Here is a 12,067-nt window from a genome sequence, read left to right as displayed (position 1 = left end):
GCCCCGGTGTAGCAGCGGGACAGCGTCGGGCGAGCACCGCTCCCTCCTGAAAAGGTCCTGAGTTGATGAAACCCCGTCTCTTCATGGTGACAGGCCTGGCCCTGCTCGCCTGTACCCTGATTGCCTGCGCGCCGCGCCAAGGGCGAACCCTGGACGAATACCCGCCAGTCAAGATTCCCACCGTGCAGTACCCCGACGAGCCCTTCGACACCCAGGCCGCGCGCGCCGCGCTGCAACCCGGCACCGCAACGCTCACCGGCAAGTTCTGTATCGTCGGCAATGACGGTATCGAAGACAGCCGCAACGTCGAGATCTATCTCTACCCGGCCACCCCGCACTTGCAGGCCTGGCACAAGTTGCGCGCGTCCCAACCCGAAGGCGCACCGGTGAGCATGGTCCCCGAAGCCCTGGCCGTGCACCGGGTGACCCGCACCGACGGCAACGGCATCTTCCAGTTCACGGGGCTGCAACCGGGCCGCTACTTCGTCCAGGGCCACGATATGGTGTACGGCACCAGCCGCTGGAACGAGTACGTGGGCACCGGCCAGAGCAACACCAACTACGGGCCGGTGACCACCCACTACTACACCGAGCGCAGTTCGATCTCTTCGTACTCGGGCATGCTGGATGACTTCGTCGAACTGGCCAGCGGCGAGAACAAGAAGCTGACCATGACCAACTACCCCCTGCTTATCCCGTGCCGGACCTGGTAACTGTCTCTGGCGCCGCAGCCCTGTGGGCAGGCACCAGCGGTGCCTCGCGCAGGGCTCGCAAGGTGCTGCGCAGTTCCACCGGCCGCACCGGCTTGGACAGGATGGCGATGTTGCGGTCGTGCAGGGCGGCGTGGATTTTCTCGATGTCGTGCCCGGTGATGATCAGCGCCGGCACTTCCCAGCCCCGCTGCTGACGGATGCTGTCGATGCATTCGATACCCGAGGCCCGGGTGCCCAGGTCATAGTCGGCGACGATAATGTCGCAATCGGTCAGCAGGTTCTCCCCGCTCGATTCGGCCTGGACCACGCAGCCCCAGCGCTCCAGCAGCGCCGAAGTGGCCAGCAGCACGTTACGGTCATCCTCCACCAGACAGACCCGCAGCCCGGTCAGCAAGCCGCTCTGCAACGCCTCGTCACGACCGTGCAAACGCTGTGGCGCGGCCAGTGACAGGCCGTGCAGGCTGACCGTGGTGCCGTGGTCGACCCGCGAACGAATCGTCACCTGCAGGTCAGTCATCTGCCCCAGGCGCTTGACGATGGACAGGCCCAGGCCGACGCCTTCGACGTCCTTGTCCCGTACCTGGCGAACCCGGTAGAACTCATCGAAGATCTTCGGCAGATGCTCCTCGGCAATCCCCCGGCCCTGGTCATAGATGACAATGGCCAGGCCTTGGCCACGCCGGCGCACGCCAATCAGCACCGGCCGTTCCGCGGCGTACTTGAAGCAATTGGACAGTACGTTCTGCACCATGGTCGCCAGCAGCCCCGGATCGACCCGCACCCAATGGGCGCAGGGCCGCAGCCGCAGTTCGACACCTGCCCAGCGCGCCGCCTCGGAATTCTGGCGCACCAGGTCGCGCAGCAGTTCGCCCAGGTGGACGGTTTCGTACTTGGGCTGCACTCGCCCGTTGTCCAGGGTGTAGAGGTCGAGGATCGAGCGGAACAACTGCGAGACGTTGAGCAGCGAACGATCGATGTTGTCGACCAGGCGCCGCTCATCCCCCCCCAGGCTGGCTTCGCGCAGGCAGGCGGTGAACAGGCCGATGGAGTGGATCGGCTGGCGCAGGTCATGGCTGGCCTGGGCCAGGAAACGGGACTTTTCCAGGTTGGCGGCAATCGCCTCTTCCGAAGCCAGGCGGGTGCGCTTGAGCAGGATGTGGGCGTACACCGGGATCACCGTGCTGGTGATCATCAGCATCAGCACCATGTAGGGCTGGGCCTGCCAATAGGGGGTCAGCAGGTAGACCATGAACAGCGCGAACAGCGCCAGCACGGTGGCGATGGCCAGGTAGCGCGAGCCGAAACGCATGCCATTGCCCAGGTTGACCCAGACCATCACCGCATAGATCGGCAGCGCCCCCTCGCCGCCTACCACCAGGCCGTAACAGGTGCCGGTGTAGTCATAGACCATGCCCAGGATGCGCCGCGCCGGGTAGTGCCCGGGCCAACGGGCAATGGCCATGCGCAGCACGATCGAACCCAGCATGAACAGGGAAATGTAGATCATCACCGGCACGTAGGGATCCACATCCTGCCCCGGCAGGAAGCCGATCACGCCAAACCAGACCAGGGCGCATCCGGCGACGATAATCCGCAGGGTGGCCTGATCGAGTTCACTGTCTTTCTCAACTTTCATGCAATCACCTCCTTGTGCAATATGCGCTGCCGTGGTCTTTTGCCGTTCGGCAAACTGGCCCATCGGACACGACCAGCGGGCAGTTACAACGCCGTGCGCCAAGTTAGCATGCCCACAGGACTGGATGTTTCAAGGAGTTTCAAACATGACATGCCGGATTATCGTCGCCGACGACCACCCGTTGTTTCGCGAAGGCATGCTGCGCACCATCCAGCGCTTGCTGCCCGATGCCGTGCTCGAAGAGGCCGGCGACCTGGCTGCGGTAATGGCCCTGGCCGAGAGCGGCGAGGAGCCGGACTCGCTGATTCTCGACCTGCGCTTTCCCGGCCTGACCTCGGTCAGCATGATTGCCGGCCTGCGCCAGCAATTGCCGCGCACCTCGATCATCGTGGTGTCGATGGTCGACAACCAGGACCTGATCGCCGAAGTCATGGCCGCCGGGGCCGACGGTTTCATCGGCAAGAGCATCAGCCCGGACGAGATCGGCCAGGCGATTCAGGCCATCCGCGAAGGCGACGTGGTGGTCAAGTACGCGCCTTCCGGCCTGCTGCTGCCCCTGGACGCCTGCGCCGAAGTGAGCCAGCTGACCACCCGGCAACAGGAAGTCCTGCGCCTGATCGCCCAGGGCAAGACCAACAAGGAAATCGCCCGAGAGCTGGATATCTCGCCGTTCACCGTGCGCATCCACGTGTCTTCCCTGCTGCATACCCTCAAGGTGCCGTCACGCGCCGCGGCGGCGGTGAAGTTCGCCGGCACCTGGTAAACCGGGACAATCGGGGCCGCGCTATCGGGCGGCCTGCACCAGAATGCCAAGACACGGTTGGTCAGCGCGCGCCGTTAATGCTGGGAAGCCCTGCGCAAATGAGGCAGCATCGGTTTCGGCACGCCGGTATAAACGCCATGGCATTGGGCGGCACGCCAGGAACAGCGTGCTGGCGCGACCGCCCTCGCAGGAGAAAGACATCATGAGTACGGATAAGCGTGATGAGTTGTTTGAACGGTTACACCACTGGTTCGGTGACTCGGAAGCCGCCAACTGGAACGAATACACCACCGAGCAGGTGGCCAAGGGAGTCCTCCACGCCTTTACCCCGGCGCAATGGCAACGCCTCGGCGAAACCCTGCTGTCGCGCCCCGAGTACTGGCAGCACCGCTGCGCGGTGTCCCTGGGAGAGTTGCGCAGCCCGCCGGCCATTGAGCTACTGAAACGCCTGCTGGTGGATTCGCCCTACCTGGACGTGAGGGTCATGGCGATCTATGAACTGGACTGGTCGGAAGCGGCCATCGAGCCCCGCTATGCGCCCTGCATCCTGGAAATCATGGACAACCTCAGTGAGGAAGGCATAGAGCCGGAGCTGCAAAGCCTGTTGACCAAGGCCGAGTCCGCCGCTCCCTGAGCGCGCCCCCTGGATGGCCCCTCGGCCATCCAGCTTTCAGCTCGACACCCGGGAGTTCACCAGCCAGCGCTCAAAGGCCTCGGTCGGCAACGGTCGGCTGATCAGATAGCCCTGCACCGTGTCGCAGCCCCAGCTTTCCAGCAATTTCAGGCAATGCTCATATTCCACGCCTTCGGCCACCACCTTGAGCCCCAGCTTGTGGCTCATTTCAATGGTGGAGCGCACGATCACCGCATCGCCGCTGGTTTCATCCAGATTGCGGATGAACGACTGGTCGATCTTCAGTTCCTGCACCGGCAGGCGCTGCAACTGCGCCAGGGATGAATAGCCGGTACCGAAATCGTCCACCGACAGGCTGATGCCGCAGCCGCGCAAGCGTTGCAGCACGGCCAGGGCCTGCTCCGGGTCGCGCATGATGGCGCTCTCGGTGATCTCGAACACCAACTGTTCGGCTGCCACCTGATAGCCCTCAAGGTAATCGCTGACCCGTACCTCCAGGCCGTCGTCCTCCAGGTCGCTGGCCGAGATGTTCAGTGACAGGCGTACGGGCAGGGCCCGGCGGTTCCACTCCGCCAGTTGGCGGATACAGGCTTCGATGACCCAGGCGGTGAGGCTGTGCATGCTGCCGGTGCGCTCGGCCAGGGGAATGAATTCCGCCGGCGAGACCACGCCGAACACCGGGTGCTGCCAGCGCAGCAGGGCTTCGGCCTGGTGCAGGTAGTCCCGGCGCAGATCGAGCTTGGGCTGGTACAACAGGAACAGCTCACCTTCGGCGGCCGCCCGGCGCAGGTCGCGGATCAGGCTGATCTGCCGCTGGTGAGCCAGGTCTCGGTCCTGCTGGTAGACCTGCAAGTAACCGGGCTTGAGCGAAGCATCATGGCGGGCGATAGCGGCGCGGCTGATCAGTTCCTCGGCGGACTTGCCGTCGGCGGGGTACACCGCCATCCCCATGCAGATCTGCCGGCGCACCTCATCGCCCTGGATCAGTTGCGGCCGGCTGAGCAGGTCATGCAGCCGGTCAGCCATGGCCATGGCCCCGTCCAGTTCGGTGTTCTCCAGCAGCAGGAGGAATTCACTGGCGGTGATCCGGGCCGCCGTATCGCCCTGGGACAATACTTCTCGCAGGCGCCGGCTGAGCTCGCCCATCATCTGGTCCAGGCCTTCTGTGCCAAAGCCTTCGTTGATCGCCCGATAGTTGTCGATGCCCAGGTAGAGCAGCACCACATTGCGCCGGGCGGCAATGGCCTTGGTCAGGCGTTCGATGGCCAGGGCCCGGTTCGGCAGCCCGGTCAGCGGATCATGCAGAGCGTTGTGGGCCAGTTGCCGTTCGCGGGTGGCAATGGCGCTCTGCATGGCGTTGAAGGCATCTGCCAGCACCCCGAACTCGTCGCTGCGCTTGATGGTTACCGGGGCCTGATAGTTACCGGCACCGATGCGTCTTGCCGCCTGGGCCAGGTCTTCCAGGGGCCGCGATACCCGCCGCGCCATCAGCAGGGCGCAGACCAGGGAGACCACCAGCGCCACCATGGCGATCCACATGAACTCCCGGTCCAGCGGGGCAAAGGCCTGCAACGCCTGCTCCAGGGGGCTTTGCAGCAAGGCCATGACCCGCGGATCGCCGGCATCCCCGGTATTGGCCAGTTGCAAGGCCTGGTTGAGGAAACGCTGGCCATGGGTCTCGCTCAACTGCGGCAGGGATTGCCACAGGGAGTCGGCCAGGACATTGATGATGGGCGACCAGAAGAACTCCGGCTGGGTGCTGAACAGCTCGCCGGGATGCTGACCATCGACCGTCAGAAACGACACTTCCAGGTTGCTCATGGAGCGCAGTTCCTGGGCAAACAGCTCATCCATGGGAAAGCCCATCACTACCCGGGCGATGGGTAGCGACTCCAGCACTTCCCCCTGGACCAGCAGATAGGGCCGGCCCTTGATTGCGACGAAGAGCATGTGGGTGTTGTGCCGCATGGCCCGGCGCAGGGCCTGGTCGTAGGGAAAGTGCTGGTCCCGGGCGATCACCGGCAGGGTGCTGGCGATGACCCGGCCCTCGGGGCTGAGCACGAACATCTCGCTGGAACGGATGCCGCCGCTATGCTGGGCCAGGGCGGCAAGGATATCCACCGGCTTGCCGCTGAGCACCGCCCGGCGAAACTCGGAATCCACCACCAGCCAGTCGACACCGTACTGCAGGTTGCGACCGCGCAAGTCCAGCAGCCGTTCGAATACCCGGGTGCCGATCTTCAGTTGCAATTGCGCCTGGCGCTCCACCGCTTGGGTAGTGGCGGTCTTGACCGCGAAATACACCGCGGCAATCAATACCAACAGCAATAGCGCCAGCACCCCGACAATCCTTGCCTGAAAGGTTCGGCGCCACTTCATAAGGCTGCTCTCAGTCGCTCCAAGTCCCCGGCGGGCCTTGAAAAGGCCAACGCGGATAACCCCTGCCGGAAGCTGAAAAATCCCTTCTTCATACCCATCCCTCTGAGAAGCTGAATGCGCGCGTCAAATAAATGCCAGCTTCATTCCGGCATTCCGGGCAATCAGATTAATCCTCAAATTACACAAGATCACGCAATAAAACAGGTGACATCGCAGTCATTTTATTGACAACCCATGTCAAACAGCCCCTTCAAGTGAGCTTGAATCCCTTCGCAAAAACCCCCAGGCATGCAGCAAGAACAGCCTAGACCGCGGCTATGCAACGCTTCTCTGCCAGGGCAAGAGGCGATGCAGCGGTATTTCCCACCGCTTCGGAAAAACGCTGAAACCAGTCCCCCATTGAAACCCGCGGCGACCTGCCCCATCTAAGCTGCATAGTCCATCGCGCAGGAGCCTCCATGAGCGACCAGCAAGAATTTCCCGAAGATCCACGTGACTACGTCGATCCGGAAAACACCGAACACCAGGCTGCCCATGGCACCGGCCTGGCCCTGCCCGGACAGAATCTGCCGGACAAGGTCTACATCATCCCGATTCACAATCGTCCCTTCTTTCCTGCGCAAGTATTGCCGGTCATCGTCAATGAAGAGCCCTGGGCCGAAACCCTGGAACTGGTGAGCAAATCCGAGCATCACTCCCTTGCCCTGTTTTTCATGGACACCCCGCAGGAGGACCCGCGACACTTCGATACCTCCGCGCTGCCGGAGTACGGCACCCTGGTCAAGGTCCATCACGCCAGCCGTGAAAACGGCAAGCTGCAGTTCGTTGCCCAGGGCCTGACCCGGGTGCGCATCCGCACCTGGCTCAAGCACCATCGTCCGCCCTACCTGGTGGAGGTCGAGTACCCCCATCAGCCCAGCGAGCCCACCGACGAGGTCAAGGCCTACGGCATGGCGCTGATCAATGCGATCAAGGAGCTGCTGCCGCTCAACCCGCTGTACAGCGAAGAGCTGAAGAACTACCTCAACCGCTTCAGCCCCAACGACCCGTCGCCCCTGACCGACTTCGCCGCCGCCCTGACCTCCGCCACCGGCAACGAACTGCAGGAAGTGCTGGACTGCGTGCCCATGCTCAAGCGCATGGAAAAAGTCCTGCCGATGCTGCGCAAGGAAGTCGAAGTGGCGCGCCTGCAGAAAGAGATTTCCGCCGAGGTCAACCGCAAGATCGGCGAGCACCAGCGCGAGTTCTTCCTCAAGGAGCAGCTCAAGGTGATCCAGCAGGAGCTGGGGTTGACCAAGGATGACCGCAGCGCCGACCTGGAGCAGTTCGAACAGCGCCTGACTGGCAAAGTGCTGCCGCCCCAGGCGCAGAAACGCATCGACGAGGAAATGAACAAGCTGTCGATCCTGGAGACCGGCTCGCCGGAATATGCGGTTACCCGCAACTACCTGGAATGGGCCACGGCCGTGCCCTGGGGCGTCTTCGGCGACGACAAGCTCGACCTCAAGCACGCGCGCAAGGTGCTGGACAAGCACCACGCCGGGCTCGACGACATCAAGAACCGTATCCTCGAATTCCTCGCGGTGGGCGCCTACAAGGGCGAGATCAGCGGCTCCATCGTGCTGCTGGTAGGCCCACCCGGTGTCGGCAAGACCAGCGTCGGCAAATCCATCGCCGAATCCCTGGGGCGGCCGTTCTACCGCTTCAGCGTCGGCGGCATGCGTGATGAAGCCGAGATCAAGGGCCACCGCCGCACCTACATCGGCGCCCAGCCGGGCAAGCTGGTGCAGGCCCTCAAGGAAGTGGAGGTGATGAACCCGGTGATCATGCTCGACGAGATCGACAAGATGGGCCAGAGCTACCAGGGCGACCCGGCCTCGGCCCTCCTGGAGACCCTGGACCCGGAGCAGAACGTCGACTTCCTCGATCATTACCTGGACCTGCGCATGGACCTGTCCAAGGTCCTGTTCGTGTGCACTGCCAACACCCTGGATTCGATTCCCGGCCCGCTGCTGGACCGTATGGAAGTGATTCGCCTGTCCGGCTACATCACCGAAGAAAAACTGGCCATCGCCAAACGCCACCTGTGGCCCAAGCAGCTGGAAAAGGCCGGTGTCGCCAAGACCAGCCTGAGCATCAGCGACAGCGCCCTGCGCACGGTGATCGATGGCTACGCCCGGGAAGCCGGGGTGCGCCAGCTGGAGAAACAACTGGGCAAGCTGGTACGCAAGGCCGTGGTCAAGCTGCTGGACGAGCCGGACGCCACGATCAAGATCGCGCCCAAGGACCTGGAGGCTTCCCTGGGCATGCCGGTGTTCCGTAACGAGCAGGTCCTGAGCGGCACCGGGGTCATCACCGGCCTGGCCTGGACCAGCATGGGCGGCGCCACCCTGCCTATCGAGGCCACGCGCATTCACACCCACAACCGCGGCTTCAAGCTCACCGGGCAACTGGGGGATGTGATGAAGGAATCGGCGGAGATCGCCTACAGCTACGTCAGCTCGCACCTCAAGCAATTCGGCGGCGACAGCAAGTTCTTCGACGAAGCCTTCGTCCACCTGCACGTTCCCGAAGGCGCCACCCCCAAGGACGGCCCCAGTGCCGGGGTGACCATGGCCAGCGCCCTGCTGTCCCTGGCGCGCAACCAGCCGCCGAAGAAAGGCGTGGCCATGACCGGCGAGCTGACCCTCACCGGCCACGTGCTGCCCATTGGCGGGGTGCGCGAGAAAGTCATCGCCGCGCGGCGCCAGAAGATCCACGAGCTGATCCTGCCGGAGCCCAACCGCGGGCATTTCGAAGAACTGCCGGACTACCTCAAGGAAGGCATCACCGTGCATTTTGCCAAGCGTTTTGCCGACGTGGCCAAAGTACTGTTCTAACCCCTTTCGCCGGCAAGCCGGCTCCTGCAGGGCCCCCCTCGCAGGAGCCGGCTTGCCGGCGAACAGGCCATAACCGCCAACCTTTATTCCCCTCCCCACACCGCCCATCATCTTCAGTTATGCTCGCCGTTCGTCATGAATGATCGGAGCTTCCTGACCCATGCCCACACCCCGCCTTCTTGCCCTGCTCAGCCTCGCCCTGCTGACCGCTTGCGCCAGCCAGCCCAAGCAGAACGTCACCGTTGAAAACCAGAGTGAATGCCCGCTGCAACTGCACAATGGGCAGAACCTGATCCTCACCCTGCCAAGCAACCCCACCACCGGTTATCGCTGGGCGATCCAGGATTCGGCCGGCGGCATCCTGCGCAAGGTCAGCCCCGAGGTCTACAGCAACCCCGAAGACACCGGCCTGGTGGGCAGTGGCGGGCAGTCGATCTGGCGCTTCCAGGCCTTCGCCAGCGGCCAGGGCCGGCTGCTGCTGACCTACCAGCAACCCTGGGCACCGGAAGAGGCCCCGGTGAAGGCCTTCGACTGCTCGATCACGGTGAACTGACATGGGCTGGCTGATACTGGCGCTGATGGGCGCCGCGACCTTCCTCTACGGCGTCAGCGTGCATGCCACCCTGCTCTGCCTGCTGGTCAAGCCACTGCCGGTGCTGGCCCTGCTGGGCTGGCTGCACGATGCACCGCCCGGGGACTACCGGCGCTGGATCATCATCGGCCTGCTGTTCTCGGTGCTGGGGGATGTCCTGCTGGCCTGGCCCACGGACCTGTTCGTGTTCGGTCTCGGAGCCTTCCTGGTGGCACACCTGGCCTACCTCAAGGCTTATCTCAGCGACTGCCGGCGCCCGGCGCTGCTGCCCTTGCTGGTGGCACTGGCCATTGGCGCGGTGCTGTTGAGCATCCTGATCTCCCACGGCCTGGGGCCGTTGCTGGTGCCGGTGATCGTCTACGCCCTGACCATCAGCGCCATGCTCTGGCGCGCCTTGGCACGCCTCGGCTCAGCGGTGCCCACGCGGTCCGCGGTACTGGCAGCGCTGGGCGCCCTGAGCTTTGCCTTCTCCGACAGCCTGATCGGCATCAGCCGCTTCGTGCTGGCCTTCGACGCCGCGCCCTACCTGATCATCATTTTCTACTGGCTGGGCCAGTGGGGCATTGCCGCTTCGGCGTTCAGCCAGAAGCCACGCTGAGCCGCCTGCGCCGACAGGCCGGTCCCTACTCTCCGTAGGAGCCGGCTTGCCGGCGAAAGGACCCCACCTTGCGTCGCCCTTGCGCCCCTGAAGGCCCTGCGGGCCTTATCGCAGCCTGCGGCAGCGGCTACAATGCCGCCCTCTTTTTATCTCCATCGCCGGAACCGCCGTGAGCAAAGAACCCGACCGCCTTTTCGCCCAGCCACTGGCCCAGGTGCCCGACTTCGCCTTCAACGAGGATGTGGTGCGGGTGTTCCCGGACATGATCAAGCGCTCGGTGCCGGGTTACCCGACCATTGTCGAGAACCTCGGGGTGCTGGCGGCGCAGTTCGCCCAGCCCAACAGCGTGCTCTACGACCTGGGCTCTTCCCTGGGGGCAGTGACCCAGGCCCTGCGCCGCCATGTGCGCACGGATGGCTGCCGGGTCATCGCGGTGGACAACTCCGCAGCCATGGTCGAACGGTGCCGGGAATACCTCAACGGCCAGGATTCGATGTTCCAGGAGCTGCTGCCGGTGCAGGTGATCGAGGGCGATATCCTGGCCCTGGAATTCCAGCCGGCCTCGGTGGTGGCCCTGAACTTCACCCTGCAGTTCATCGCCCCCGAGCAGCGTCTGGCCCTGCTCGGGCGCATCCGCCAGTCGCTGCTACCCGGTGGCGCGCTGATCCTCTCGGAGAAGCTGCGCTTCAACGATGACCAGGAACACGCCCTGCTCACCGACCTGCACATCGCCTTCAAGCGCGCCAACGGCTACAGCGAACTGGAAATCGCCCAGAAGCGCAGTGCCATCGAAAACGTCATGAAGCCCGACAGCCTCGAAGAACACCGCGAACGCCTGCTGGCTGCCGGGTTCTCGAAAGTCGTGCCGTGGTTCCAATGCCTTAACTTTGCCTCGTTGATTGCCCTGCCATGATTGATCTGTCCCCCCTCGCTCGCCGTCTGGCGGGTACGCCCCTGGCCACCTGGGCCAATGGGCTGCAAGCCCAGCTCGACGCCAAGATGGAAAAAGGCCATGGCGACCTGGAGCGCTGGCAAAGCGCCCTGGATGCATTGCCGAAGATCCAGCCCAGCGAAATCGACCTGATCAATGGCCTGCGCCTGGACACCGACTGCGACGACGCCACTCGGGCGCAGATGCGCACCGCACTGATGGGCCTGTCGCCGTGGCGCAAGGGCCCGTTCGACCTGTTCGGCGTGCACGTGGACACCGAATGGCGTTCGGACTGGAAGTGGTCGCGGGTCGCCCCGCACCTGAACCTTGAGGGCAAGCGCATCCTCGATGTCGGCTGCGGCAATGGCTACTACATGTGGCGCATGCTTGGCGCCGGCGCCCACAGCGTGATCGGCGTCGACCCCAACTGGCTGTTCTTCTGCCAGTTCCAGGCGGTGCAGCGTTACTTGTCGGAGCCTTCGGTGTGGCACCTGCCCTTCCCCTTCGAAGACCTGCCGGCCAACCTGGAAGGCTTCGACACGGTGTTTTCCATGGGGGTGTTCTACCACCGCCGTTCGCCCATCGAGCACCTGCTGGCGCTCAAGGACTGCCTGGTCAAGGGCGGTGAACTGGTGTTGGAAACCCTGGTGGTGGAAGGCGACCAGCATCAGGTGCTGGTACCGGAAGACCGCTACGCGCAGATGCGCAACGTGTGGTTCCTGCCGTCGGTGCCGGCCCTGGAACTGTGGCTGCGGCGCGCCGGGTTCAGCGACGTGCGGTGCGTGGATGTCAGCGTGACCAGCGTCGAGGAGCAGCGCGGCACCGAGTGGATGAAGTACCAGTCCCTGAGCGACTTCCTGGACCCCAACGACCACAGCAAGACCATCGAAGGCCTGCCGGCGCCGATGCGTGCGGTGATAGTCGCCAAGAAATAACCCCGTC

Annotated in this window: 10 protein-coding genes; 8 read left to right on the top strand and 2 right to left on the bottom strand. The window is 63.9% G+C overall.

Annotation, left to right across the window (positions count from 1 at the left end; genetic code table 11):
• Positions 1 to 65 precede the first annotated feature (65 nt).
• On the top strand, positions 66 to 713 hold the full coding sequence (locus BM382_RS08545) for a carboxypeptidase-like regulatory domain-containing protein (protein ID WP_026019976.1): 648 nt from the start codon (positions 66 to 68) through the stop codon (positions 711 to 713).
• Here the strand turns inward: BM382_RS08545 and BM382_RS08540 are convergent.
• Entirely contained in the window at positions 691 to 2,349 is a 1,659-nt protein-coding gene (locus BM382_RS08540) for an ATP-binding response regulator (protein WP_072442619.1), read from the bottom strand. The genes BM382_RS08545 and BM382_RS08540 overlap by 23 nt on opposite strands.
• A gap of 145 nt (positions 2,350 to 2,494) precedes the next feature.
• Here BM382_RS08540 and BM382_RS08535 point away from each other — a divergent pair, with 145 nt between their 5' ends.
• Positions 2,495 to 3,112 (top strand): LuxR C-terminal-related transcriptional regulator, encoded by a 618-nt coding sequence (locus tag BM382_RS08535; protein WP_015636859.1) that lies wholly within the window; start codon positions 2,495 to 2,497, stop codon positions 3,110 to 3,112.
• Positions 3,113 to 3,314: 202 nt separating this feature from the next.
• A complete protein-coding gene (locus BM382_RS08530) occupies positions 3,315 to 3,746 on the top strand; it encodes a hypothetical protein (RefSeq protein ID WP_011063174.1) in 432 nt (143 codons plus the stop codon).
• Between the two features lie 36 nt (positions 3,747 to 3,782).
• On the opposite strand, the gene BM382_RS08525 is transcribed toward BM382_RS08530, so the two are convergent.
• Positions 3,783 to 6,125 carry a putative bifunctional diguanylate cyclase/phosphodiesterase gene (locus BM382_RS08525; protein WP_015636861.1) on the bottom strand — a complete coding sequence of 781 codons (2,343 nt, stop codon included), beginning with the start codon at positions 6,123 to 6,125 and terminating at the stop codon, positions 3,783 to 3,785.
• Between the two features lie 458 nt (positions 6,126 to 6,583).
• Here BM382_RS08525 and lon point away from each other — a divergent pair, with 458 nt between their 5' ends.
• The 5 genes from lon (at position 6,584) to cmoB (ending at position 12,060) form a co-directional block, all read left to right on the top strand.
• Positions 6,584 to 9,004: an endopeptidase La gene (gene lon, locus BM382_RS08520; protein ID WP_011063176.1), complete on the top strand. Its 2,421-nt coding sequence runs from the start codon at positions 6,584 to 6,586 to the stop codon at positions 9,002 to 9,004.
• A gap of 160 nt (positions 9,005 to 9,164) precedes the next feature.
• Positions 9,165 to 9,557 (top strand): protease inhibitor I42 family protein, encoded by a 393-nt coding sequence (locus tag BM382_RS08515; RefSeq protein WP_072442617.1) that lies wholly within the window; start codon positions 9,165 to 9,167, stop codon positions 9,555 to 9,557.
• Position 9,558: 1 nt separating this feature from the next.
• A complete protein-coding gene (locus BM382_RS08510; RefSeq protein ID WP_011063178.1) occupies positions 9,559 to 10,194 on the top strand; it encodes a lysoplasmalogenase in 636 nt (211 codons plus the stop codon).
• Positions 10,195 to 10,363: 169 nt separating this feature from the next.
• Positions 10,364 to 11,107 carry a carboxy-S-adenosyl-L-methionine synthase CmoA gene (gene cmoA / locus BM382_RS08505; protein ID WP_011063179.1) on the top strand — a complete coding sequence of 248 codons (744 nt, stop codon included), beginning with the start codon at positions 10,364 to 10,366 and terminating at the stop codon, positions 11,105 to 11,107.
• A complete protein-coding gene (cmoB, locus tag BM382_RS08500) occupies positions 11,104 to 12,060 on the top strand; it encodes a tRNA 5-methoxyuridine(34)/uridine 5-oxyacetic acid(34) synthase CmoB (RefSeq protein WP_072442615.1) in 957 nt (318 codons plus the stop codon). The genes cmoA and cmoB overlap by 4 nt, the downstream gene beginning before the upstream one ends.
• The last annotated feature ends 7 nt before the right edge of the window (positions 12,061 to 12,067 follow it).

The sequence above is a fragment of the Pseudomonas sp. NFPP25 genome, from assembly GCF_900116505.1.
GTDB classification, from domain to species: domain Bacteria; phylum Pseudomonadota; class Gammaproteobacteria; order Pseudomonadales; family Pseudomonadaceae; genus Aquipseudomonas; species Aquipseudomonas protegens.
Note: the sequence above shows the minus strand (reverse complement) of the source record. Positions and strands in the feature narration are given on the sequence as shown.